The 23,559-nt window shown below is 56.4% G+C and carries 23 protein-coding genes; 10 read left to right on the top strand and 13 right to left on the bottom strand.

Annotation, left to right across the window (positions count from 1 at the left end):
* Positions 1-44: 44 nt before the first annotated feature.
* The 4 genes from Q1B13_RS04415 to Q1B13_RS04400 form a co-directional block, all read right to left on the bottom strand.
* Complete coding sequence (locus Q1B13_RS04415) at positions 45-347, bottom strand: DUF2282 domain-containing protein (protein WP_120633216.1); 303 nt, start codon at positions 345-347, stop codon at positions 45-47.
* 221 nt (positions 348-568) lie between these two features.
* Positions 569-2,527 (bottom strand): threonine--tRNA ligase, encoded by a 1,959-nt coding sequence (gene thrS / locus Q1B13_RS04410; protein ID WP_299076364.1) that lies wholly within the window; start codon positions 2,525-2,527, stop codon positions 569-571.
* A 158-nt stretch (positions 2,528-2,685) separates the two neighbouring features.
* Positions 2,686-3,096, bottom strand: a complete 411-nt coding sequence (locus tag Q1B13_RS04405) for an MAPEG family protein (protein ID WP_298936696.1) — start codon at positions 3,094-3,096, stop codon at positions 2,686-2,688.
* Complete coding sequence (locus Q1B13_RS04400; protein WP_298936695.1) at positions 3,096-3,839, bottom strand: metalloregulator ArsR/SmtB family transcription factor; 744 nt, start codon at positions 3,837-3,839, stop codon at positions 3,096-3,098. The genes Q1B13_RS04405 and Q1B13_RS04400 overlap by 1 nt, the downstream gene beginning before the upstream one ends.
* Positions 3,840-3,964: 125 nt before the next feature.
* Between Q1B13_RS04400 and Q1B13_RS04395 the strand changes: the two genes are divergently transcribed.
* The 6 genes from Q1B13_RS04395 (at position 3,965) to Q1B13_RS04370 (ending at position 8,823) form a co-directional block, all read left to right on the top strand.
* Positions 3,965-4,720 (top strand): alpha/beta hydrolase, encoded by a 756-nt coding sequence (locus Q1B13_RS04395; protein ID WP_299076361.1) that lies wholly within the window; start codon positions 3,965-3,967, stop codon positions 4,718-4,720.
* Positions 4,708-5,709 (top strand): alpha/beta fold hydrolase, encoded by a 1,002-nt coding sequence (locus Q1B13_RS04390; protein ID WP_299076358.1) that lies wholly within the window; start codon positions 4,708-4,710, stop codon positions 5,707-5,709. The genes Q1B13_RS04395 and Q1B13_RS04390 overlap by 13 nt, the downstream gene beginning before the upstream one ends.
* A gap of 43 nt (positions 5,710-5,752) precedes the next feature.
* Positions 5,753-6,835, top strand: coding sequence for a formylglycine-generating enzyme family protein (locus Q1B13_RS04385; protein WP_299076356.1), 1,083 nt, complete (start codon positions 5,753-5,755; stop codon positions 6,833-6,835).
* Positions 6,836-6,961: 126 nt separating this feature from the next.
* On the top strand, positions 6,962-7,387 hold the full coding sequence (locus Q1B13_RS04380) for a VOC family protein (protein WP_299076353.1): 426 nt from the start codon (positions 6,962-6,964) through the stop codon (positions 7,385-7,387).
* 20 nt (positions 7,388-7,407) lie between these two features.
* On the top strand, positions 7,408-8,022 hold the full coding sequence (locus Q1B13_RS04375; protein WP_299076656.1) for a hypothetical protein: 615 nt from the start codon (positions 7,408-7,410) through the stop codon (positions 8,020-8,022).
* Positions 8,023-8,106: 84 nt separating this feature from the next.
* Positions 8,107-8,823 (top strand): alpha/beta fold hydrolase, encoded by a 717-nt coding sequence (locus tag Q1B13_RS04370; RefSeq protein ID WP_299076350.1) that lies wholly within the window; start codon positions 8,107-8,109, stop codon positions 8,821-8,823.
* Here the strand turns inward: Q1B13_RS04370 and Q1B13_RS04365 are convergent.
* Both Q1B13_RS04365 and phaZ read right to left on the bottom strand, forming a co-directional pair.
* Positions 8,814-9,398, bottom strand: a complete 585-nt coding sequence (locus Q1B13_RS04365) for a DUF6151 family protein (RefSeq protein WP_299076347.1) — start codon at positions 9,396-9,398, stop codon at positions 8,814-8,816. The genes Q1B13_RS04370 and Q1B13_RS04365 overlap by 10 nt on opposite strands.
* 5 nt (positions 9,399-9,403) lie before the next feature.
* Positions 9,404-10,675, bottom strand: a complete 1,272-nt coding sequence (gene phaZ, locus Q1B13_RS04360; RefSeq protein ID WP_299076343.1) for a polyhydroxyalkanoate depolymerase — start codon at positions 10,673-10,675, stop codon at positions 9,404-9,406.
* 110 nt (positions 10,676-10,785) lie between these two features.
* Here phaZ and Q1B13_RS04355 point away from each other — a divergent pair, with 110 nt between their 5' ends.
* From Q1B13_RS04355 to phaR, 3 genes are all read left to right on the top strand, one after another.
* Positions 10,786-12,588 carry a class I poly(R)-hydroxyalkanoic acid synthase gene (locus tag Q1B13_RS04355; protein WP_299076338.1) on the top strand — a complete coding sequence of 601 codons (1,803 nt, stop codon included), beginning with the start codon at positions 10,786-10,788 and terminating at the stop codon, positions 12,586-12,588.
* 131 nt (positions 12,589-12,719) lie between these two features.
* The gene (locus Q1B13_RS04350) at positions 12,720-13,166 is read left to right on the top strand and encodes a phasin, PhaP (RefSeq protein ID WP_298936687.1); all 447 of its coding nucleotides are present in this window, start codon (positions 12,720-12,722) and stop codon (positions 13,164-13,166) included.
* A 134-nt stretch (positions 13,167-13,300) separates the two neighbouring features.
* Entirely contained in the window at positions 13,301-13,855 is a 555-nt protein-coding gene (gene phaR, locus Q1B13_RS04345) for a polyhydroxyalkanoate synthesis repressor PhaR (protein WP_298936686.1), read from the top strand.
* A gap of 58 nt (positions 13,856-13,913) precedes the next feature.
* Here phaR and Q1B13_RS04340 read toward each other — a convergent pair whose 3' ends face one another.
* The 7 genes from Q1B13_RS04340 to Q1B13_RS04310 all read right to left on the bottom strand — a co-directional run bounded on the left by Q1B13_RS04340 (position 13,914) and on the right by Q1B13_RS04310 (position 22,768).
* The gene (locus Q1B13_RS04340) at positions 13,914-15,128 is read right to left on the bottom strand and encodes an aminotransferase class I/II-fold pyridoxal phosphate-dependent enzyme (protein WP_299076335.1); all 1,215 of its coding nucleotides are present in this window, start codon (positions 15,126-15,128) and stop codon (positions 13,914-13,916) included.
* Positions 15,129-15,243: 115 nt separating this feature from the next.
* Positions 15,244-16,548, bottom strand: a complete 1,305-nt coding sequence (locus tag Q1B13_RS04335) for an FAD-binding oxidoreductase (RefSeq protein ID WP_299076333.1) — start codon at positions 16,546-16,548, stop codon at positions 15,244-15,246.
* 9 nt (positions 16,549-16,557) lie between these two features.
* Positions 16,558-17,916: a glutamine synthetase family protein gene (locus Q1B13_RS04330; protein WP_299076330.1), complete on the bottom strand. Its 1,359-nt coding sequence runs from the start codon at positions 17,914-17,916 to the stop codon at positions 16,558-16,560.
* Positions 17,916-18,596, bottom strand: coding sequence for a type 1 glutamine amidotransferase (locus Q1B13_RS04325; RefSeq protein ID WP_299076327.1), 681 nt, complete (start codon positions 18,594-18,596; stop codon positions 17,916-17,918). The genes Q1B13_RS04330 and Q1B13_RS04325 overlap by 1 nt, the downstream gene beginning before the upstream one ends.
* 59 nt (positions 18,597-18,655) lie before the next feature.
* On the bottom strand, positions 18,656-19,975 hold the full coding sequence (locus tag Q1B13_RS04320) for a glutamine synthetase family protein (protein ID WP_299076325.1): 1,320 nt from the start codon (positions 19,973-19,975) through the stop codon (positions 18,656-18,658).
* A gap of 138 nt (positions 19,976-20,113) precedes the next feature.
* Positions 20,114-22,300 (bottom strand): xanthine dehydrogenase family protein molybdopterin-binding subunit, encoded by a 2,187-nt coding sequence (locus tag Q1B13_RS04315; RefSeq protein ID WP_299076322.1) that lies wholly within the window; start codon positions 22,298-22,300, stop codon positions 20,114-20,116.
* 3 nt (positions 22,301-22,303) lie between these two features.
* Positions 22,304-22,768: a (2Fe-2S)-binding protein gene (locus Q1B13_RS04310; RefSeq protein WP_298936679.1), complete on the bottom strand. Its 465-nt coding sequence runs from the start codon at positions 22,766-22,768 to the stop codon at positions 22,304-22,306.
* A gap of 139 nt (positions 22,769-22,907) precedes the next feature.
* Between Q1B13_RS04310 and Q1B13_RS04305 the strand changes: the two genes are divergently transcribed.
* The gene (locus tag Q1B13_RS04305; protein ID WP_299076319.1) at positions 22,908-23,531 is read left to right on the top strand and encodes a TetR/AcrR family transcriptional regulator; all 624 of its coding nucleotides are present in this window, start codon (positions 22,908-22,910) and stop codon (positions 23,529-23,531) included.
* The last annotated feature ends 28 nt before the right edge of the window (positions 23,532-23,559 follow it).

Here is a 23,559-nt window from a genome sequence, read left to right as displayed (position 1 = left end):
GGGCGGGCGAAACGGCCCGCCCCCAAAACTTGTCTGGCCGAAACTTATGCCGGCAGATCGCGGTCCAGTGCTTCCAGCGAACCCTTGCGTGCGGTGCCGTTTGCTTCGGCAGGCAGTTCGATATCCGCACAGGTGCCAGCATCAACCAGAGTCCATGCGTTGCCCTGGTAATCAACGGTCGAGGTGCCGGCGCAGGTGGTGCCGGGGCCTGCTGCACAGTCGTTCTGACCGGCCAGCGAAACGCCATAGCATTTCTCTTTGGCTTGTGCAGATGCTGTGGTGGCGGCGCCCGAAACGGCTGCGGCGACGGCGCTTGCGATGACCAGGGTTTTTGCGGTGTTCGACATCTCGGTAATCCTCTTAATGACTGCGTATGTCTGCTTGTGACAGTGACAAAGGTAATGGCATGTACGGCACAGTTAAATTCACGAGCCCGTGTCTCACAACCCCGTCAAAGAACGTCATGCGCTCTTGCAGGTTAACAAATTGTTTTTGAATTGAAAATTGTTAATTGTTTCAATCCGGCCCCTAAGGCGGGGCCGGATTTTTGGCGATTTGCTGCCGAATGTTACAGCCGATCCGGCGGGGCTGCCGCCTGTGCCAGCTCTTTTGTTACAGCCTCAAGCGGTTGAACCTGCGTTTGTTTTTCGCCCAGGCGGCGTACGCTGACCGTACGCTCGTCGACTTCGCGGTGACCAATGGCCAGTATGACGGGAACTTTGCCCACGGAATGTTCCCGGACTTTGTAGTTGATCTTTTCGTTGCGAATATCCGCTTCGGCCCGCACGCCTGCGGCTTGCAGCTGGGCAACGACTTCGTTCACGTAGTTGTCTGCGTCAGACGTGATCGAAGCCACCACGACCTGACGCGGCGCCAGCCAAAACGGCAGCTTACCCGCATGTTCTTCGATCATGATGCCAACGAAGCGCTCGAATGAGCCCAGGCAGGCGCGGTGCAACATGTAAGGACGCTGTTTGCTGCCATCGGCGGCGATATAGGTCGCACCCAACCGCTCGGGCAGGTTTGGGTCGACCTGGAAAGTGCCACACTGCCAAACCCGACCAATGGCGTCGGTCAGGTAGAAGTCCAGTTTGGGCCCGTAGAACGCTCCATCCCCGGGTTCCAGCGTGAATTCGCGTCCGGTTGCCTTGATGGCAGATTCAAGTGCGCCCTCGACATGATCCCAGCTTTCGTCGCTGCCAACGCGTTTTTCCGGACGGGTGGCGAATTTGATCTCGAAATTGTCAAAGCCCAGATCCGAATAGACATCCGCAAGGTAGTTGATGAACTTGGCGCATTCGTCCTGAATCTGATCTTCGGTGCAGAAGATGTGCCCGTCGTCCTGCGTGAAGCCGCGTACGCGCATGATGCCGTGCAGCGCGCCAGATGGTTCATAGCGCGAGCATGATCCGAACTCGGCCAAACGCAGGGGCAGGTCACGATACGATTTCAGGCCCTGATTGAATATCTGAACGTGGCACGGGCAGTTCATCGGCTTAAGCGCGTTTACCGCCTTTTCCTTGGCATGTTCCTCTTCGACTTCGACGATGAACATGTGCTCTTGGTATTTATCCCAGTGGCCAGAGGCTTCCCATAGCTTGCGGTCCACGACCTGAGGCGTGTTGATCTCACGATAGCCACCGGCGCGCTGTTTGCGGCGCATGTAGTCCTGTAACTCGGTGTAGACGGTCCAGCCATTGGGGTGCCAGAACACCTGGCCAGGGGCCTCTTCCTGCATGTGGAACAGGTCCATTTCCTTGCCCAACTTGCGGTGATCGCGCTTGGCGGCCTCTTCCAGCATATGCAGGTGGGCCTTGAGTTTTTCTTTGCCGGTAAAGGCCACACCATAGATACGCTGCAGCATCGCGCGGTCGCTGTCGCCGCGCCAATAGGCTCCGGCGATGGACATCAGTTTGAACGCGTCACCCGGGACCTGCCCAGTGTGCTGCAAATGCGGGCCGCGGCACAGGTCCTGCCAGTCGCCGTGCCAATACATGCGCAGCGGCTCATCGCCGGGGATGGCCTCGATCAATTCGACCTTATAGGGCTCGTTATTGTCCGTGTAGAACTGGATCGCTCGATCGCGGTCCCAGACCTCGGTCCGCACAGCGTCCCGCTTATTGATGATCTCCTTCATCTTTTTCTCGATGAGGCCGAGATCTTCGGGCGTAAACGGTTCAGCACGGTCAAAGTCATAGTACCAGCCGTTTTCGATAACGGGGCCGATGGTGACCTTGGTATCGGGCCAGATTTCTTGCACGGCGCGGGCCATAATGTGCGCTAGATCGTGGCGCACCAGCTCGTTCGCCTGCTCTTCGTCTTTCATGGTGTGAAGGGCGATCTGCGCATCAGACTTGATGGGCCATTGCAGGTCCCAGTGCTGGCCATTGACCGTGGCCGAGATGGCCTTTTTAGCCAATGAGGTCGAGATATCGGCAGCGACCTGCGCGGGCGTGACGCCTGCGTCATAGGATCGGGAATTGCCATCGGGGAAAGTAAGGGAGACTGACTGTGAGTCCAGGGCCATATCGGCTCTCCTCGTCGGTTTGGCGCCCACTGAACGCCCGGTTGCGGGTATATGTGTCTGGGCTATTTGCCGCCCGATGGGCATGATGTCAACTGGTAAGGGAGGTCGGTCAGAAAACGCCACTCAATTCGTGATCGCGTGGCATTTTCCAAAAGTTGTCAGGCCGCAGCAAAAACGGCGTAGCCCATGATCAGGCAGCAGACCCAGCCAACCGTGAACAATATCGGCCGGATCGGCATGCGGGCGATCCCGCTAATCATGCCGGCCGCGTGCAGGACGCGAATCCAGAAAAACAGGATCGCAGTCCAGTAGGTCAGCGTGGAAAACCCGTCCAATGCGTTAACGATCAACACCAAAACAGCGAACGGCATGGCTTGTTCCAGCAGGTTCAGCTGGGCCCGATGCGCGCGCTGCACCCAGGGGCGCAGGTTCGAGATCTGCGCGGGTCGGGCAAAAGCCTCTTCTTCCGAGGGGTCGGAAGAAATGCCAACAACGTAGGGTATCCACATCGAGACCGCCAACAGCATGAGACAGGTAAGAACGCCTAATTCAGTGGGAAAATCGGTCATCACACAGCCTCCTTCAGGGCTGAGCCCGTTTCCAGCCAGGTTTTGAGAGACGCAGCCAGTCGCGCCCAGCCTTCAGCAAAACCTTCCTGGCCTTCGGCAAGGTTATAGTGCTCGATGGTCAGTTTGCAGACATCGCCTTGTGGTTCGATTAGATAGACCATTTGCGAAGACGGGGCGTCTGGGCCCATGAACATCGGTTCAAATCCCATTTCTATTCGGGATTTTGGATCCAGCTTTTGGGTCACCTGCCGCAGCATTTCATTTCCGTCCGGCGTGATGAAATGCACGGTTTCACCGGGCGACACCTGGCCTCGTACTTCGTTACACAAAAAGTGGTAGGCAGCCATTTGTTCCGGCGTGGTCAGAGCGTCCCACAAGGCATCCTGCGTGCAGCGAATAAAGGTCTGCATCATGAAATCCGGTTTTCCCATTCGTGTCTCCATTTCCAATTTGAGTTTCATCGCGCTGAACGCGCGGGCTTGAGGTTGCAGAAAGGGTGCAACCCAGCGATCCACCATCTCCTGCAGGGGCAAGGGGTTAAGGTAGTGATGCTTGAAACGGCCCTGCCTGCGGGTCAGGACAAGACCCGCTTCCTCCAGCAGTTTAAGGTGCTTCATGACGCCAAAACGGGTCATGTCGAAATGCTCTTCGAGCTGAGACAGGGATTGTCCGTCCTTCTGCCGCAACCGGTCAAGGATTTCGCGGCGCGCCGGGTCATTGAGGGCTTTGAATAAAATGTCCATGAAAGGCTTATACGTGATTCTATAGTCACGTGACAATATGGTCACCTAAAAATTATTGAATTCCGGTTTCCACTCATCCGTTGGGCGGGCTAGGCTGGCGAAAATCAACAACAAAGGCCGGAATGATGAGCCGACTTCTGACAACCGATCAAGGGCGACAGATCGCCTATGACATGACCGAGGGGCGGGGGCCGACAATCGTGTTCCTGTCCGGGCTCAAATCCGACAAAGAAGGTACAAAGGCCGTGTATCTTGAGGCTTGGGCGAAAGCGCGTGGACAAGGATATCTGCGGTTCGACTATTCGGGTCACGGCGAAAGTTCCGCCGAATTCACAGATGGCTGCATCGGCGATTGGCATCAGGACACCGTCGCTGCAATTTCTTCCCTGACACAAGGCCCCCTGATCGTGGTCGGATCTTCCATGGGTGGATGGCAGGCGCTGTTGCTGGCGCGCGCCATGCCCGAACGGATTGCTGGGATGGTCACAATCGCCGCCGCGCCAGATTTCACCGAAGATGGATATTGGGCGTCCTTCAACGCAGACCAAAAGGCCGCATTGGACGTGGTCGGCCATGTGGAATTGCCGTCGGACTATATGGAACCTTACGTGATCACCAAGCGGATGATTGAGGATGGGCGACAGAACCTTGTCCTTCGATCGCCGCTTGCCCTGCCATTTCCGGTTCGCTTTCTGCAGGGCACAGCGGATACGGCCGTGTCCACAGAAACTGCGGTGCGTCTTTTGGAGCGCGCGAGCGGTCCGGATATGCGATTGCTATTGGTTAAAGACGCGGATCATCGATTCTCGGACGGACCCTGCTTGGGTCTGATTGAAGACGCGATACTCGACGTAATAGGAGAAGACGAATGCAGCGCGTAGGTTGGTTTCTGGGGCGCTTTTTGCTGGCGCTGTTTGTTGTCGGTGGGCTGGTCTACTGGTTTGGCCCTCGTGAAGACGTCACCCTGCACCCGCGCTTTGACACGGGCAAGTTTGGCGAAGGCGTTCAGGTCTATTTCGAAAGTTCGGAATCTGCCCATGACGATATCGTGCCGGGCGTTGAAAAGCGGGTCATCTGGCAGGACGGGTTCAAAGAGCAGCGCACGCCATATTCCGTGCTGTATATTCACGGATTTTCTGCAAGCTCGGAAGAAATTCGCCCGGTTCCAGACTTGGTCGCCGATGCGTTGGGCGCAAATCTGGTCTACACCCGCCTTCAGGGTCACGGGCGCAGCGGCGACGCGATGGGGCAGGCGACGGCCTCGGGCTGGATGCAGGACACCGCCGAAGGTCTGGCCGCCGCACGTGCTGTAGGCGAGAAAGTCATCGTCATGTCGACTTCGACTGGCGGCACATTGGCGGCAGCAGCAGTGCTCGATCCAGACCTGAGCAAGGATGTCTTTGGAATGGTCTTTGTGTCGCCGAATTTCGGGGTCAATGCACCGGGGTCTTGGATACCTGGTCTGCCCTGGGCCAGAAACTGGTTGCCTATCCTCATGGGGCAAACACGGGATGTGTCTGGCCCCAACCCCGAGAAAAACAAGTATTGGTCGTCCGTCTACCCGTGGGTTTCGGTTGTCCCCATGACCGCACTGGTGCAGACGGTCTATGCATTGGATTTCTCGGATGTTTCGGTCCCGGCGCTGTTCTGGTTCTCGGACGATGATCAGGTCGTGCGGCCCGAACGGACCCATCAGATCGCCGAAAACTGGGGCGCCTCCGCAACGGTCAAACTGGTGACAATGGGGCCAGGGGATGATCCGCATGCGCATGTGATCGCCGGACGCCTGATGTCACCAAACCAAACCGACATCGCAGTTGCTGGCATTCTGGACTGGCTTCAAGCACTGGGTGTTGAGCCGTCTGAATAAGCTGCGTTGCGCTTGAATTTTTTTGCATTCACGCCGAGTTGGCGTGAAGCAGACCACCAGTGACACCTTCCAAGATGGAACAGAGATGAATTTGAGCGACCACAAAAATAAAAAGATAAAACAATTCATAGAGGTAAACTCGGTAACTGAATTGGTATCAGCTTGTTTGCTCTGGCTCACGTGTCTTGCGCCTGGCTTGCTGATTGCGGAAGAAAGTAAGCTGTACAGTTTGAAAAATGGACAAACAGTTGCGCCGTTAGAGCAGTTTCAGGAATGCGAACAATGCCCTGAGATGATCGTCATGCCATTAGGTTCTTTCATGATGGGTGCGACACAGGAAGAGTCTCGAGACCCGTTCGACTTTTACGGCGAAAATGCAACTAAGACGCGAAGGGCGCCGGATGATATTCACATCATCCCGCACGAACATCCTCGTCACGAGGTCGAAATTGACATCCCGTTTGCCATGGGACGAAACGAGGTGACCCATGCCGAATGGATGCGATGCGTGAATGCCGAAAGGTGTACACACAATCCAGAGCATCGGATTCTTCGGCTCGGCGGATATGTGCTCTTGGGGCCTGATCATCCTGTCATCAACGTGTCTTTCGAGGATGCGCAGGAATACCTGAGTTGGCTAAATTCCTTGGTCGGTGATGACGTGTATCGCCTGCCGACTGAGGCAGAATGGGAGTATTCCGCCAAGGCCGGAGCGCAGACAAGGTATGCCCAGGGCAATGACATAACCGCAGAGCAGGCGAATTTTTCCGGTGATGCCACAGAGACCACGCTTGGAGTAAGGCCGCCCGGCCTTGCTGATCGCGATATGTCCGTTCGGGTTGAAGAATTGGATGCCGCGAACTCCTGGGGCCTTCGTCACATGTCCGGGAACGTGCAGGAGATTACGCAGTCATGCTGGTCGGAAACGCACCTGGGGCTTGCCAGTGACAGCGAATACCTGAATCTCCAACCCGGTACCAATAACTGTTGGCGTGTCTTGAAAGGTGGAAGTTACGCAACGGGGATTGATGGGTTGAGGCCCGCTATGCGGAGGAAGACTCGCCCGGAATGGCGCAACGATAGTCATGGATTTCGCGTAGTAAGAGAACTGAATTTAGGGAAGTAATCCAAAGTTTCAAATCTCAACGGTGAGACTTCAGGCGCTTGATTCCGGTTCTTGTCTTCAGCACAGTCTCGAAGTCGATGCATGGTCCGGCCGAAACCTTTAGAGTGAGATCAAAGGAACCAACCCATGGAACAACGTGTCAGCCTTATTACTGTCGGCGTAGAAGACCCCGAAACCGCGGCCCGATTCTATGAAGCATTGGGCTGGAAACGGGTTGATAGCCCGGACGGGGTCATTGCCTATGACCTGATCGGTCAAACCTTGGGGCTGTACCCGATTTCGGCCTTGGCAGATGAGATTGGTGTTGATGTTGGTACGCTGGGCCAGGGGGCATTGACGCTCAGCTACAATTGTCGATCCAAAGAAGACGTTGCACAGCTGTTGACCCGCGCCCAGGCGGCTGGGGCCGAGGTTCTGAAACAAGCCTCCGACGTGTTTTGGGGTGGGCATCATGGGTATTTTCGCGCCCCGTGCGGCACGATCTGGGAGGTGGCTTATAACCCATTCTCGGCCCTGGGACCGGATGGCGCGTTTCGCTGGAATGGGCACTGATCATGCGCAAGCCGGGCAGCATGTGGAGCCTTGAGACCTTAGGTCGTGTGCGGCTGTCCCGGCACTTCTTCATGCGCGATTTTCTGTACTCCGAGATCGGAAGTTTTCATGAGAAACAGAACATCCCTGACAACCCCGATCTGGCCATCGCAACGGGCCGCGCCTTTTGCGAGACCCTTCTTGATCCGCTTGAGGAAACATTTGGTCGTGTTGCGGTGCGCTCGGGATATCGCTCTCCTTCGTTGAACCAGTTCGGCAATGAGAACAAGCTGAACTGCGCCCGCAACGACAACCCGCTGGAATGCCATATCTGGGACCGTGGGGAAGGGGATGCACAGATTGCTGGCGCGTCCGTGGTGATCCCGTGGTTTGCGGATCAATATGCAAACGGACGGGATTGGCGGGATCTGGCGTGGTGGATGCACGACCATCTCGACTATTCCGAGATATGGTTTTTCCCCAAGCTTTGTGCGTTCAATCTGGTGTGGCGACCCAATCCGATCCGTAGAATCGACAGCTATATTGCGCCTCGGGGATGCCTGTTGCGACCGGGCGCAGAACCGAATGAAAACCTGCCGACCCGGCAAGCACGATATAGCGATTTTCCGACCTTGCGGTCCATCGCTTATCCGTGAAGTTTCCCTTGCCCGCCCACGGCAAAACTTTCATCCTTGGGGGAAACGGAAAGACCCGGATAACCGAGCTGATGGAGGCCCCGCGTGATCGAGCCGCTGGTGTTTTTGCCTGGTTTAATGTGTGACGCGCGATTGTTTCGGCCTCAGATCGATGTGATGTCGCGGGACCGTGCCGTCACGGTGGCGCCGATATCTTCGGGTGAGCGTATCGAAGAAATAGCCTCGGGCTTGCTGGATCAATTGCCGCATCGGTTTGCGTTGGCTGGCTTAAGCATGGGCGGAGTTGTGGCGCTGGAGCTTATCCGTCGTGCGCCCGAACGCGTCTCTCGACTGTGTCTTATGGCGACCGATGCGCAGGCCGATACACCGCAAATCGCCGCCGGTCGCGAGGATCTGATCGTCGCCGCACGGTCCGGTCGGCTTGAGGAAGCTATGCGGCGCGTTGTCGGGTCGGATACTCTGGCCCCGGGGCCGCAGAGGATTCCGATCCTGAACAATCTGCTTTCAATGGCGATGGACCTGGGGCCGGAATTGTTCGTTCGCCAGATGCGGGCCCTACAACGGCGTCCGGATCAGCAGGGAACCCTGAGGCGGATCAAAGTTCCCACGCTGATATTGTGCGGTTCACATGATACGCTGACACCGGTTCGCAAACACGCCTTTATGGCTGATCTGATTCCGGGTGCTGTCTTGCAAACCATCGAAAATGCAGGACATTTGCCAACGCTTGAAACACCGAATGTTGTGATAGACGCATTGCGGAATTGGCTGAGTGTTCCCTGCCGGCCGGATTACGGGTAAAGCGCGTCGCGTTCGCTTTTGCTGATGACCGCAGGCGTTGCAACTGGTTCACCGGTCTCGGCATTGAAGAACGGTGTGTTTTTCCATGCTGCGGTCAACCGTGATTTGGCAGCGCGTTTGAAAAGCCGATAAATAGCGGCCCCAATATTCTCGTGCTTTTGCGTTCCATCCGGCTGAGGCACAGAGCCACGTGATATCACTGGGCCAAGCGCCGATGGCTCTGCAATGCGGTCCACAATCACACCGACAAACGGGAACTTGGGCGTTTTGAACGTGTTCGCTACCGGCGTGTTACAGCATGTCGCGTACCAGCGGTACATTCCCTTTGGGCTTAACTGCATCACAGCCAGGTTTTCGGCGCCCTGATGGAATTCGATCGCTTCGGGTGAAGTCTGCAATATCTCAACGGGTCCCGGAGAGGGGTCTGGTTGGTCAAAATACAGTTGGGCGGCACGGCAATCGGTACAAAAGCACTCGGCATGCGTGCCCGATTTTATCCCGTCTGGCTTGATATGGCCTTGTACAGAACCACAGCTACAGGCAAAGGCGAGATCCGAGTTTTCGCTTTTACCCATTGGTTTTAGGCCACCTTGTTGCGGTTCGCAGCGCGCCGGCGTGGTTTGCGGCTGTTCTGGTTCATGAAATCGATCACCAGAGGTCGAATGTTGTCACGCCAACTGCGCCCCGCAAAGATACCATAGTGGCCCGCACCGGGTTCAACATGGCTGGCTTTTTTGCTGTCTGGCAAGCCGGTGCACAGATCCAGCGCGGCAATACACTGGCCAGGTGCCGAAATGTCGTCATTCGCACCTTCAACGGACTTCACAGCAACATCAGTGATCTTTCCGATGTCCACTTTGTGCCCGGCGACGACAAATTCGTTGCGGGCGATCTCGCGGTTTTTGAAGACACGTTCGACCGTCGACAGATAAAACTCAGCCGTCATGTCCATGACCGCCAGGTATTCGTCATAGAACCGGTTGTGTGCGTCCTGGTCCGATGCTTCGTCCCGCGCAACCCGTTGGATCTGATCTGTGAATGCCTTGGAATGGCGATCGGCATTCATGGACATGAACGACGCCAGTTGCAGCAAGCCGGGATACACCATACGCCCGACGCCTTTGTATTTAAAACCGACGCGCTGAATCATCGTTTCTTCCAACTGCCCCATGGTGACGCGTCGGCCGAAATCGGTTACATCCGTCGGCGTTGCGTCCGGGTCAACCGGGCCACCAATCAGGGTCAATGTGCTGGGTTGGGCCTTGGGTTCAACCTCGGCCAGGTAGGCTGTCGCGGCTAATGTCAAAGGTGCAGGCTGGCACACCGCGACAACATGCGTGTCCGGTCCAAGTTCTTTCATAAAATCTACAAGATATAGGGTATAGTCCTCGACATCGAACTTACCTGCAGACACAGGAATATCGCGCGCGTTATGCCAATCGGTGATGTAAACTTCGCAGTTGACCAACAGGCTTTTGACTGTCGAGCGCAGCAGCGTGGCATAGTGCCCCGACATAGGCGCAACCAAAAGGACTTTGCGGGCTTGCTCTTCGCGACCGTTAACCCGGAAGTGAACCAGATCGCCGAATGGGCGCTCCAACACCGTGGTTACTTCGACCAGATGATCTTTGCCATCTTCGCAGGTAAAGGTCCGGATACCCCAATCGGGCTTCACGACCATGCGCTGAAAAGTACGTTCGGTCACCTCGCCCCAGGCCGCCACCAAGCTGAACGCGGGGTTCGGAACCATGGAAAACAATGGGTAAGAGGCCATCGCACTTGCCGTGGCGCCAAGCCACTGGTTGGTATTGCGCGTGGCTTCCATCATGTCGTAGGTCATCATGTAACGCATCGAACGGATCTCCGGAGTGTGAGCCTAAGAGTTCGGACCATTCGCCGCTTTGCCCCCGGCACCCACGACGTTATTCTGCACAGCAGCGAGGCTAGGGGAGAATTGTTAAAATGACAACAAGTGAAGGCCACATGCCCGAAGCGACCGACGAACACATTGAACGCCTTAAAGAAAATATGGAAAAGGTCGAACAACTCTCCAAACGCCTGATTGAAGTTATGGCTGGGAAAAAGGCGCATACCCCTGCGTTGGACGGCCCGAATCAAGAGCTTTTCGCACGAGCAGCAACGGCCTATTGGGCTGAAGCTTGGCAAAATCCCGCCAAGTTGTTGGAACAGCAGATAGAATTTTGGGGAAAATCGGTTCTGAACTTCGCTGAGGCGCAGCAAGCCCTGACCACGGGTGAGGTCGAAGACGAGGATGCCAAGCCTGCCGACAAACGATTCTCTAACCCCTTGTGGGAATCCAACCCTTACTTCCGTCTGGTTCGCCAACAATACCAGACCAATGCAGAAGCGATCGCGCAGGCCGTGGCGTCGGTGGACGATTTGGACGCAAAGGACCGGAGACGCCTAAGCTATTTCTCGCAGCAGATCATCGACATGATGTCGCCAACGAATTTCCTGCCGACAAATCCGGACGCACTTCAAAAAGCGGTCGAGACAGACGGGCAGTCTTTGCTGCAAGGTTTGGAAAATCTGGTCGCAGACCTGGAAGCCAACGATGGCGAGTTGGTTGTCAAACTTGCCGATGAAAGTGCTTTTGAAGTTGGCGGCAACCTGGCGACCACGCCAGGGGATGTTGTCTATCGCAACCGGATGATGGAGCTCATTCAGTACAAGCCGGCAACAGAAACGGTTTTCGAAACGCCCATCGTGCTGTTCCCGCCCTGGATTAACAAATTCTACATTCTGGACCTCAAGGCCCAGAACAGCCTGATCAAATGGATCACAGAACAAGGGTATACTCTGTTTGTCGTCAGCTGGATAAATCCGGACGAAAGCTATGCTGAAACCGGGATGGAGGACTACATTCGGGACGGTTTCCTAGCAGCGGTCGATGAGGTCAAGAAGATCTGTAAGGTCAAGCAGGTCAACGCCGTTGGCTATTGCATAGCGGGCACCACGCTCAGCCTGACTCTATCGCTGTTGAAACAACGCGGCGATAAGTCGATCAAATCTGCAACTTTCTTCACGGCCCTGACCGATTTCTCGGAACAAGGTGAGTTCACGCCGTTCCTGCAAAATGACTTCATCGACGGCATCGAAGAAGAAGTGAATAGAGAAGGTGTTCTGCGATCCTGGATCATGGGGCGCACAATGTCATTTCTGCGCTCGCGCGATCTGGTTTATGGGCCCGCAATCCGCAGCTACATGATGGGAGAAACGCCTCCTGCGTTTGATTTGCTGTTCTGGAATGGTGATGGGGCCAATCTGCCGGCCAAGATGTCAGTCGACTATCTACGAGGCCTGTGCCAACGCAACGAATTCGTATCGGATGGCATCGAATTGATGGGCCACAAGCTGCATGTCAAAGACGTGGATGTTCCGTTGATGGCCATCACATGTGAGACCGACCATATTGCTGCATGGAAAGACTGCTATCGCGGCGTGCAACAAATGGGGTCACGGTCCAAGACCTTTGTGGTTTCGGAATCAGGCCATATCGCCGGCATCGTTAACCCACCCAGCAAAAAAAAATATGGCCACTACACCAACACAGATATGAAAGCGGATTCGGACAGCTGGATGAAACAGGCCGACTTTCACAAGGGGTCCTGGTGGCCGATGTGGGAAGCCTGGCTGAAGAAGCGATCCGGCAAGCAAATCCCGGCTCGCGATACAGGTGATTCGAACCATCCTCGACTGGCTCCGGCGCCAGGCACCTATGTGGTGGCCAATCCAAACAACTGATTTCATTTTGAAACCTCCTTTTTCTGCATCGCAGCAAGAAAAAACTTGCAATGCTGCGCTGCAGCAATCATATTGTTTGCAAGCTGAGGAAAACCGGGGTGGGCCCGGCACAGCAAAAAGGATTTAGTACGATGGCAAAGACTCAAGACTTTAGCGCGATCATGAAAGACATGATGGGCGCGTTCCCTGTGGACACCTCCGCAATGGAAGACGCATTCAAATCGACCGCTTCGCTGAACGAAAAGCTGTCGGGCGTTGCTTTGGAAGCTGCTGGTAAATCGGCTGAGATCTCCAGCAAGTGGACCAAAGAAACTCTGGCCAAGATGACTGAAATGTCGAAAGCCAAGGCAGAGCCTGCGGATTACGCAAAAGCAGCAACCGATTTCGCAAGCGCGTCGGCTGAAGTTGCAGCTGAAAACCTGGCTGCTTTCGCTGAAATCGCGAAAAAAGTTCAGACCGAAACCGTTGAGCTGCTGATGGCGGCGGGCAAAGACGCTGCAGAAGATGCGACTGCTGCAGTTAAGAAAGCCACCAACGACGTGACAGCTGCTGCCAAGAAAGCAACTGCTGCCAAGTAAGAACGTCCGCGAGAGGCACCCATTCCTCCCAATTGGTGTTATCGCGATGGGCAGGTCGATTGACCTGCCCTTTCTTTTTGTGCTGCACTCGCATAACCTGTGCTGCAACGCATCATCCTTGGGGAGGGTAAACGGTGTCGGATCAAGAAAAACCACTGCTGATCAAGCGCTACGCGAGCCGTCGGCTGTATAACACCGAGACCAGCGACTACGTCACGCTCGAAGATATTGCGGGGTTCATTCGCGATGGCCGGGAAGTGCAGATCATCGATCTGAAAACCGGCGACGACCTGACGCGTCAATACCTGCTTCAGATCATCGCAGAGCATGAAAGCCGCGGCGAAAACGTGCTGCCGGTCAATGTTCTGAATGATCTTGTGCGCAGCTACATGGTGCCAGGCGGGGGTGTGATGCCACAGTTTCTACAAAGCTCGTTCGAGATGCTGCGCGAAAGCCAAAGCAAGATGATGGAGAACATGAGTGCCATGAATCCGATGTCGCAGATGCCGGGTTTCGAAGCGATGCAGGCGCAGCAGCAAGCATTCTTAAAGGCGATGACAGGGGGTCTGTCCGGTAAATGGTCAGGGCCAGACAAGGAAGAAGAAGAACAACCGAAATCCAAGGAAGATCTTGATGAGATCAAGCAGCAACTGGCTGAACTTCAGCAGAAGCTTTCGAAGTTGAATTGATTTTGGATCATCGCGCGAACAAAGGACCGCATATTGCGGGCCTTTTCGGTTTTGGCATTCAGGTTCCGTAAACAGGGATCGGGCCTGTGACTTCACCGACCGACGCAAGCAGGATATCGGCAATAATGTCCAGCTCATCTCGGGTCAGACGCACTGGCAGGCGCACATCGCAGGCTTTCATCAGCATATCACGGGTTTGGGGCAGATCGAATGTCTCGGGTAGGAACTGCCAGTTCCAGAACGCCCGCGCATTGTCCTCGCTTAGGCCGAAAACCTGAACCTTGACGCCGCGCGCCTCGGACGCTGCAGCAAAGGCGCGAATGTCACTGTCGTCCATCCCGACCAGATTGAACTGGATCGAATCCGGCGCGCGGCGTTCGGGGGCCAACGGGGCAGGGACGTCGATGTAAGGTGATGTGTTCAGGCGATCCGCCACATAGTCGTGGTTTTTCAAACCGTCATGCACCCGCCGCGCCAACTCGGGGATCTGAGGGCGGATCACAGCTGCGCTGAGGTTGCTCATCCGCAGATTATAAAGCGGCAACTGGTTCTGCCACTTTGCAAAGGCCTGTTCCAATTCAGGTGTATTGTTGCCATGCGGGGCTTTGTGCTTTTTCCAGTTGTGCTCATACGCGCCTGACATGATCACGGCCCGTGCCACCAGATCGGCATCGTCGGTGATCAGGATGCCACCTTCGCCCGCGTTAATCATCTTGTACGACTGGAATGAGAAGCACCCGACTTTGCCGATGGTGCCGATGTTGTGGCCATGCCATGTGGTGCCCAACGAATGGGCTGCGTCCTCGATCACCGGAATGTCGCGCGCATCGCACAGTTCCATGATGGCGTCCATATCCGATGTGTGGCCGCGCATGTGGCTGATGATCACGGCCTGAACGCTGTCGAGCTTGGCTGCAAAATCCACCATGTCGATGCGATAGTTTTCGCCTACTTCGCACAAAACCGGGATACAGTCGGCGTGCACAATCGAAGAAGGAACCGCTGCGAAAGTAAAGCCCGGGATCAGAACCCTTGCATCGCGCGGCAGGCCCAATGCCTTTAACGACAGGAACAGCGCGGCCGAGCAGGAAGACACCGCCAGCGCATATTTTGTTCCCAACAATTCGGCGAATTCCGCCTCAAGCAGGGCAACTGGCGCGTCTTGCGGCGCGGTGTAGCGGAACAGGTCCCCTGATTGCAGCAGGGCATCAATGGCGTCCCGTGCGGTTGCAGGGATGGCTTCGGCGTCATGGACGTTGGGTGGCAGCGTCATATTTGGTTTTCCCGAATTCTAACTTTCGTTTATTTAAATTAAATGACCTGCCAATGCCAAGACCCCTTTCGCCTCTTCGGCGAAATTTCACCAAACTGTCGCAATGAAAAGCGGGTCAGATCCCCAATCGGTCCCGCAGCGCATACCAGGTCATTGCCAGCACCAGAAGCGGGCTGCGCAAGGCCGAACCACCGGGAAAGGGCAGAGCAGGCACGCGAGACATGGTGTCAAACCCTTCGGCCTGACCTTGTATGGCCAGAGCCATCAATTGACCGGCATGGGTGGCCGTTCCGATCCCGTGGCCGGAATAGCCCGATGCGGACAGGATGTTGGGGGCGACCCGCGTCAGATAGGGCATCCGACGCATCGTGATGCCTAGGGTCCCGCCCCAGGCGTAGTCGATTTTAACGTCTTGAAGATGAGGGAAAATCTGAGCCATCGGTTTGCGAACTGTGGCGGCGATATCTGACGGAAACTGATACCCATAGCTTTCACCTCCACCAAACAGCAGGCGACCATCGGCGCTAAGGCGGAAGTAGTTCACGACGAACTTTGTATCGGCAATCGCCACGTCCTGCGTCAGAACCCGTGATGTGTCGGCCCCGAGTGGCTCAGTCGCGGCGATGAAATTGTTGATGGGCATAACGCGAGAAGCCACCTGCCGGTTCAGATCGCCCAGATATCCATTGCAGGCCAGAATGACGTGATCGGCTGTGACCTGCCCCTGCTCGGTCTGAACGCAAACGCGCGGGCCTTGTTCGATGTTCAGCACTTCGGTGCTTTCGTGAATGCGGGCGCCTGACTTTGCAGCCGCTGTGGCAAGACCCAAGGCGTAGTTGAGCGGGTGCAAATGACCCGCCCCCATATCCAAAAAACCGCCCTTGTAAGTCGGAGAGGGGCATAGCGCCTGCCCGGCCTCCGCATCCAAAACCTTGATCTGGTCATAGCCGTATTTGCCCGAAAGATGCGCGACATGCTCATGCAATTGATCTCGGTCAGAGTCGCTCAGCGCCATCTCGGCCACGCCGGGCTTGAGGTCGCAGTCGATCTGGTATTCTGAAATCAAGGATTTAACCAGATCCTTGGCATCTTCGGCCAAATCCCAAAGCTTGGCGGCATCTGCGTCACCCACCAGACGCTCCAGATCCTCCTGGGCCATCCGCTGTGCGCTGCCCAATTGACCGCCATTGCGGCCTGAGGCGCCGAAGCCGACGCGATGCGCCTCTAGCACCACCACGCGAAGCCCGGCGTTGGCCAGATGCAGCGCCGCTGAAAGGCCGGTGTACCCGCCGCCGACGACGCAGACATCTGCGCTGGTATCGCCTTCCAACGCTGGAAACCGGTCCATCGGATGCGCCGTTGCAGCATACCAGCTTGGCGGATACTCGGCCTTGCGGTCGTTGGAATAGAGCAGGTTCATCGCGTCGCCTCAGACGTTCATCAGCAGATGCTCACGCTCCCATGGAGAGATCACTTGCAGGAACTCTTCGTACTCTGCCCGCTTCACGATGCCGTATACCCGTGCGAATTCCGGGCCAAGGATTTCGTGCAAGGCGGTGGCTTCATCAAATAAGTCCAACGCGTTGCCCATCACCTGAGGAATGTCCCCTTCACCTTCATAGGCATCGCCGTGGAACTGGCGGCGGGGGCGTTCCTGCTGGGTCAGGCCCAGATAGCCGCAGGCCAGCGACAGCGCGATACCCAGATACGGGTTGCAATCCATTCCAGCGATGCGGTTTTCAACCCGTCGTGCCTCGGGACCGGACAGGGGGACGCGAATGCCGGTGGTTCGGTTGTCGCGCGCCCATTCCAGATTGATTGGGGCCGCGTGATCTTTGACATAACGACGATAGGAATTCACATAGGGCGCCATCACCGCCAAGCCAGCGGGCAGGTGGTTCTGCAGCCCGGCAATGAAGTGGTAAAACGCGTCTGTCTCTCCACCCTGAGGGCCGGAGAAGATGTTCTGGCCGTTTTCCATATCGATGATCGAGTGATGGATATGCATGGCCGAGCCGGGCTCGTCCTCGATCGGTTTTGCCATGAAGGTGGCGAAGCAATTGTGGCGCAAGGCGGCTTCGCGGATCAGGCGTTTGAAATAGAACACCTCATCGGCCAGCTTGACGGGGTCGCCGTGACGCAGGTTGATCTCTAACTGCCCGGCGCCGCCTTCCTGCGTGATGCCATCGATCTCAAAGCCTTGATGTTCGGCAAAGTCGTAGATGTCGTCGATCACCGGACCGAATTCGTCCACGGCTGTCATCGAATAGGCCTGTCGCGCCGCTGCGGGTCGGCCCGAGCGGCCCATCATGGGCTTGATCCCCTGTGCGGGATCGACGTTGGGAGCAACCAGGAAGAACTCCATTTCGGGCGCGACGATCGGGTCCCAACCCCTATCATGATAGAGTTGTACGACGCGTTTCAGCACGTTGCGTGGGCTGAAGGGGACCGGTTCGCCCTCTCGGTCATAAGCGTCATGAATGACCTGTAACGTCCAATCGCCAGTCCAGGGCGCGGCGCTCGCAGTTGAGAAATCCGGCTTTAGGATCATGTCCCGTTCGATGAACCCGTCTTCGCCCGCGGCTTCGCCCCAGTCGCCCGTGATCGTCTGGTAATAGATACTGTCGGGCAGATAAAAGTAGGATTGCCGCGCGAATTTGGACGCAGGAACCGCCTTGCCGCGCGCGATGCCGGGCAAATCGGAAATGATACACTCAACTTCGTCCAGTCGGCGGCCCTCGAGGTAATTCGTTGCCGCCTGAGGCAGTTCGTCTGTCCAATCGGCCATCAGGCCCTCGCTTTCTTAAGGAAGTCCGCCATGTATCGTGCGATTTTGGCATTGTCGTCCGGGGCGGTTTGTCGGTTTGCGGCGTCCTGCATCAGGTTTTCCGGGACAACACCTTTGCCACGTGTGCGCATCAGACCTGCAACGAATTCGTTGGAAAATTCTGGATGCGCTTGCACCGTCCATATCTGGTCGCCATAGGACAACATTGCATACTGGCAGAACTCGTTTTTTCCCTGAACTTGCGCACCTTCGGGCAAGACAGTCACCTGATCCTGGTGCCAGGCGTTTAGACACACGTTTTTGCCACCAAGGTCATAGGTCGTGCGGCCAACAGCCCATCCCCCCGAAAACTTCTCGACGGTGCCCCCAAGGGCCTGCGCAATGATCTGGTGGCCAAAGCACACGCCTATCAACGGTTTGTCGCTGCCGTGAATGTCACGCACCAGTTCTTCAAGTTTGGGGATCCACGGCAGATCTTCATAGGCGCCGTGGCGCGATCCTGTGATCAACCAGCCATCTGCGTCTTGCGCGCCTGCTGGAAAAATCCCGTCCACGACCGCAAAAGTCTGAAACTCAAACCCGTTTCCATCAAGAAGGGCCGGAAACAGAGAATCGTAATCCCCGAATTCGCTTTTCAGAACGTCAGGGGTATGGCCGGTTTGTAGAATACCGATTTTCATGGGTCACCGAATTTGATCAAATTAAATCTAGCGGACTCGGAAGCGCTGGGCAAGAGGGGTCAAACCGCCTCGAGGTAACTCAGCCAGTGCTGGTCTTCGGGGCGGTCTGCGAACCGCGCAATTTCCTGCCGTTTTGTCATCGCCATGTATCGGATCAGGTCGCCTGGAAAAATACGCGCAACCAACGGGTCGGTTTCGAAGGCGTCGATCGCTGATGCCCAGTCGGAGGCCAGTTGCGGCAGGCCTGCGATTTCGTAGGCGTTCCCTGAAATCGGGTCCGGTGGTTGCAGGCTATCCTCGATTCCGAGCAGAGCTGCGCCCAACACGGCTGCCAGCATCAAATACGGGTTGATGTCTCCGCCTGCCACGCGATGTTCAATACGCCGCGCTTCGGGCGCGCCGCCAGGAATGCGGATGGCAGCGGTTCTGTTTTCATAGGCCCAGCTTGCGCCGGTTGGGGCGTGGGCGCCGGGCACCAGACGGGTGTAGGAATTGCCGTGTGGCGCAAAGATCAACGTGCTACCGGGCATGGCCTGAAGGCAACCGGCGACAGCTGCGCGCAGGATATCGGTCCCGTCCAGCCCACCATCGTTGAATACATTGCGCCCCTTGCTGTCGATGACCGAGAAATGGACGTGCATGCCGTTGCCCGCATCGTCTGCATAAGGCTTGGACATGAAGGTAGCTGCAAACCCGTGCTTTCTGGCCAAGCCGCGCGTCAACGCTTTGAAAAACCATGTATCGTCGGCGCACCGCATGGCGTCTTGATGGTTCAGGTTGATTTCAAACTGGCCAATTCCACTTTCGGAAATCGCGGTCTGCGCAGGAATGCCCATAGCCGCGCAGCCATCATAAAGGTCGGTGAAGAAGGCTTCAAACGCGTCCATTTCGACGACTGATAAAACGGCTTCCTCGGACAGTCGGCGCCCGGTCATTGGGTTGGTCGGTGGTTGCGGGCGCAGGCCGGATGCATCAATCAGCGTGAACTCCAACTCCGTCGCCGCAACAACGGACCAATCCCGCTTGGCATAGCGCGACAACACAGTAGAAAGCGCATGGCGGGGGTCGCCTGCAAACGGCGTGCCGTCGTCATCGTAAAGGCACATCGGCACCAAAGCCGTTTCAGAGTTGAGCCAGGGCATCGGCAAAGGGCCACGCCCGGTCGGCATCAAAATCCCGTCGACGTCACCAGTTTCAAACACCAGTGGGCTGCCTTCGATATCGGCCCCCCACAGATCGACGTTCAGGGCTGAAAATGGCATGCGCACCGAACCTTTGTTCAGCTTGCTGGCATATTCAGGCGGCACGCGTTTGCCGCGCATCTGTCCGTTCAAGTCACAGGCGGTGACGCGAATATTGTGCAGGGCGCTCAGGTCCATCGGGGCCTCCGTTCCTCTCGTTACCCGAGATGTACTGGAGGCGTTCCGACTTGTCACGAAATTTGATCAAATTATTTCATGGCGGAGAATAACGGTTCCCCGCGCCGGCCCACGAGGGGATCGGCGCGGGAGTTCAAGTCAGAAGAAGTTGACCCCATTTTCGACCATCGGCAGTTCCGCGACGTGGACACCTGACAGCGCGCTGATCGCGTTTGCCAGGGCAGGGGCCGACGGCGGCGTGCCAGGTTCACCCACGCCGGTCGGGGCCTCGGCAGAGGGTACGATATGCACATCGATTGCCGCGATGTCCCCGATCCGCAGTGGTTCATAGTCGGGGAAGTTGAACTGATCCACAGCGCCACTTGTCAGCGTGATCTGATCGCGCATCACGTGACCGATGCCATAGCCGATCCCGCCTTCCATCTGGGCGCGAACCACGTCGGGGTTCACTGCGATGCCGCAGTCAACAGCACAGGTGACCTTTTCGATCCGAACACCGTTTTCCGGATCGCCTGACACTTCGACAACCTGAGCGGCGTAGGATCCGAAGGATTTATGCACTGCAATGCCCTGCGCACGACCAGCTGGCGCGTTGCCCCATCCGGCTTTTTCGGCAACCAGTTTCAGCACGCCCGCCTTTCGTTTCTGATCGGCATCACCAGCATCCGCCAGGTGCGCCAGCCGAAATTCGACAGGATCGCGTCCTGCAGCTTGCGCTGCGAGATCCATCATCGTTTCCATCGTGTAGGCAGTGTGAGTATGGCCCACGGACCGCCACCACAAAACCGATGTTGCCTTTGGTGTATCGGTCAAACCCAAGGCCATACCGGGGATAGTGTAGGGGCTGTCCGCAATACCCTCGATCGAGCTGTGATCGACACCGTCATGAACTGCGAAGGATTCGAATGCCGTGCCTTTCATGATCGATTGCCCGGCCACCTGATGATGCCACCCGACGATGTTGCCATCAGCACCCAGCCCAACGCGGACTTTGTGCCCAAACGCAGGGCGATAGTATCCGCTGCGCATGTCGTCTTCCCGCGTCCAGACCAGCTTGACCGGGCGTGACCGATCAGTGACTACAAAGGCCAGACCCGCCTCAACCTGATAATCCGCATCCGGCGTGGCGCGACGCCCGAAAGATCCACCAGCCAGCATTGTTTTGATCTGAATCTTTTCGGCAGGCAGTTCAAAGATTTGCTGGTAGGCCATATGCGGGCCTGTGGGCATCTGACTGCCATCATGCAGAACGATGTTGCCGTCTGCGGTTTGTTCGATGGTGCAGTTCAGCGGCTCCATTGCTGCGTGGGCCAACAGGGGGAAGTAAAAGGTCTTCTCAACCACCTTGTCAGCGCCATCAATCGCCGCAGCAATTGCCGCCGCATCGGCTTTGTTCACATTGTAGGTAGGCTCAGAGTCCAATGCCGCCATGATCTCGGCCTTGATCTGATCCGAGTGACGGGTCTCGGCCGCAGACATATCCCATTCGACCTCAAGCGCATCACGCGCTTGCATCGCGGCCCATGTGTTTTCAGCATACACCGCAACGCCTGCCTGGTTCGGCAGGACCGCCGCGTTGATATAGCCTTTCACTTCTTTCGACCCGCTGTCGTCAAAGCTGACGGCAAGCCCGCCTTTGGCTTCAGGGCGCTTGATCATGGCGATCATCTGGTTGGGCAGATGCACGTCCATCGCATACATCGCTTGCCCGTTCCCTTTGATGGCCGAATCCTTGCGTCTTACGGCCTCGTTGCCGATCAGGCGGAATTCTGCAGGGTCTTTCAGGCGTGGTTCAGCCGGAACTTCCAGCTGAGAGGCTGCGGCAACGAATTCGCTGATCGGGGCAGATTTGTCACCAGCTTTGACGATGCCTTCTTCGATAGTGACGGAAGACGCGTCTACACCCCAGTCTTGTGCGGCGGCGTTGATCAGCATTTCACGCGCGGCGGCACCAGCTTGACGATACTGCATCCACGAGTTTGCCATCGCGGTGGATCCACCTGTTCCCTGAAATGGACCAAACAAAAGGTTATTGTAGACCTGCGGGTCGGACGGGGCGAATTCGTATTCGATCTGGTCCATGCGCAGACCGATTTCTTCGGCGATCAACGTTGGCAGGCCGGTTGCAGGACCCTGGCCCTTTTCAAAATGCTTGACGATAGCAGTAACTGTGCCATCCGCGTCAATTTTCACAAACGGGTTGAACTGTGCGGAGTCAGTTGAAGCTGCCGCCAGCGCGCCGTCCGTGCGTGCACCGACCAGCAAGACGGCACCAGCAGCTGCAGCGCCCTTCAAAAATCCACGGCGGGAGGTGTTGATGGTCATGGATCAGGCCTCCAGAATGTCAGATGCGCGCTGAATGCCGGCGCGGATGCGTTGATAGGTGGCGCATCTGCAGGCATTGCCATGCATGTATGCGTCGATTTCATCGGCAGATGGTTTTGGATTCTCGGACAGCAGCCCAACCGCTGACATTACCTGACCCGACTGGCAATAGCCGCATTGAACCACATCCAGTTCGACCCAGGCCTGCTGTACCGCAGCACCGATCTTATCATCGCCGATGGCTTCGATCGTGGTGATTTCGGCATCTTCAACGTCTTCAACATAGGTCTGGCACGAGCGTGTTGGCTCTCCATTCACATGCACGGTGCAGGCGCCGCATGAGGCGACGCCGCAACCGAATTTGGTTCCGGTTAGCTTAAGCTCATCCCGGATCACCCACAGCAAGGGCGTGCCGGGTTCGGCGTCAACCGTGTGGGTTTCGCCGTTCAATTTCAAAGTCAAAGCCATAGGGGGACTCTCCTGTTCGCGCTGGTTTCCTGAATCGGTAAACTGGCGGGTTTACAAGTTACACAATTCTTCGCGGGTGTAAACTGCAGAGTTTACGTAGCGTTTGACCCAAGCCCGTCAATAGGTCTATAGCTCTGACATGAACCAATGCAGTGCACCAAACGCGTCAAAGCGCGCACAGATTATCGAAGCTGCCGTGGCCGAATTTCAGGAAAAGGGCTTTGCCGCTTCGAGCATGGATCGCATCTCGGCCCGGGCCGAGGTGTCCAAGCGGACGCTGTACAAATATTTCGAAAGTAAAGAAAATCTGTTCCGCTCGATTGTGATCGAGCTGTCGAGCCGGTTTGCCGAAGTATTGGAGATCCGATACGAAAAAGGACGCGGTATTCGTGAGCAATTGACTGAATTGGCCTGGGCTGAAGGGCGTATTCTCATGCTGCCAGACGTCATCGCGATGTCGCGCATGGTGATAAGCGAAACCTTGCGCAACCCGGCGCTCGCGGCTGAGGCACAGGGCAAACTGGACAAGACGGCTAGGTTTATCGACATGCTTCGCGATGCGTCTGAGGACGGTCAGTTGCGGATCGACAACCCGGAACAGGCCGGGCGTGAATTTATTGGTCTGATCAAGGCCCGCGCGTTCTGGCCGATGCTGTTTACGGGCGAAGTTCTCAGCCAATCGGAAATGGCAGAGACGATTGAAAACAGTGTCGAAATGATAATCAGCCGATATGGCATCGCAGCCGAGAAAGCTGGTGTGTAAGTCTGATACGCTACCAATGGGAAGGTCG

The organism is uncultured Ruegeria sp., from assembly GCF_947489545.1.
Classification (GTDB): Bacteria; Pseudomonadota; Alphaproteobacteria; order Rhodobacterales; family Rhodobacteraceae; genus Ruegeria.
The sequence above is the reverse complement of the archived record's forward strand: the minus strand, read 5'-3'. Positions and strand labels throughout refer to the sequence as shown.

Coding starts and splice junctions, on each gene's coding strand:
- Q1B13_RS04415 (WP_120633216.1), bottom strand. CDS start 347: ATGTCGAACACCGCAAAAACCCTGGTCATCGCAAGCGCCGTCGCCGCA.
- thrS (WP_299076364.1), bottom strand. CDS start 2,527: ATGGCCCTGGACTCACAGTCAGTCTCCCTTACTTTCCCCGATGGCAAT.
- Q1B13_RS04405 (WP_298936696.1), bottom strand. CDS start 3,096: ATGACCGATTTTCCCACTGAATTAGGCGTTCTTACCTGTCTCATGCTG.
- Q1B13_RS04400 (WP_298936695.1), bottom strand. CDS start 3,839: ATGGACATTTTATTCAAAGCCCTCAATGACCCGGCGCGCCGCGAAATC.
- Q1B13_RS04395 (WP_299076361.1), top strand. CDS start 3,965: ATGAGCCGACTTCTGACAACCGATCAAGGGCGACAGATCGCCTATGAC.
- Q1B13_RS04390 (WP_299076358.1), top strand. CDS start 4,708: ATGCAGCGCGTAGGTTGGTTTCTGGGGCGCTTTTTGCTGGCGCTGTTT.
- Q1B13_RS04380 (WP_299076353.1), top strand. CDS start 6,962: ATGGAACAACGTGTCAGCCTTATTACTGTCGGCGTAGAAGACCCCGAA.
- Q1B13_RS04375 (WP_299076656.1), top strand. CDS start 7,408: ATGTGGAGCCTTGAGACCTTAGGTCGTGTGCGGCTGTCCCGGCACTTC.
- Q1B13_RS04365 (WP_299076347.1), bottom strand. CDS start 9,398: ATGGGTAAAAGCGAAAACTCGGATCTCGCCTTTGCCTGTAGCTGTGGT.
- phaZ (WP_299076343.1), bottom strand. CDS start 10,675: ATGCGTTACATGATGACCTACGACATGATGGAAGCCACGCGCAATACC.
- Q1B13_RS04355 (WP_299076338.1), top strand. CDS start 10,786: ATGACAACAAGTGAAGGCCACATGCCCGAAGCGACCGACGAACACATT.
- Q1B13_RS04350 (WP_298936687.1), top strand. CDS start 12,720: ATGGCAAAGACTCAAGACTTTAGCGCGATCATGAAAGACATGATGGGC.
- Q1B13_RS04340 (WP_299076335.1), bottom strand. CDS start 15,128: ATGACGCTGCCACCCAACGTCCATGACGCCGAAGCCATCCCTGCAACC.
- Q1B13_RS04335 (WP_299076333.1), bottom strand. CDS start 16,548: ATGAACCTGCTCTATTCCAACGACCGCAAGGCCGAGTATCCGCCAAGC.
- Q1B13_RS04330 (WP_299076330.1), bottom strand. CDS start 17,916: ATGGCCGATTGGACAGACGAACTGCCTCAGGCGGCAACGAATTACCTC.
- Q1B13_RS04325 (WP_299076327.1), bottom strand. CDS start 18,596: ATGAAAATCGGTATTCTACAAACCGGCCATACCCCTGACGTTCTGAAA.
- Q1B13_RS04320 (WP_299076325.1), bottom strand. CDS start 19,975: ATGGACCTGAGCGCCCTGCACAATATTCGCGTCACCGCCTGTGACTTG.
- Q1B13_RS04315 (WP_299076322.1), bottom strand. CDS start 22,300: ATGACCATCAACACCTCCCGCCGTGGATTTTTGAAGGGCGCTGCAGCT.
- Q1B13_RS04310 (WP_298936679.1), bottom strand. CDS start 22,768: ATGGCTTTGACTTTGAAATTGAACGGCGAAACCCACACGGTTGACGCC.
- Q1B13_RS04305 (WP_299076319.1), top strand. CDS start 22,908: ATGAACCAATGCAGTGCACCAAACGCGTCAAAGCGCGCACAGATTATC.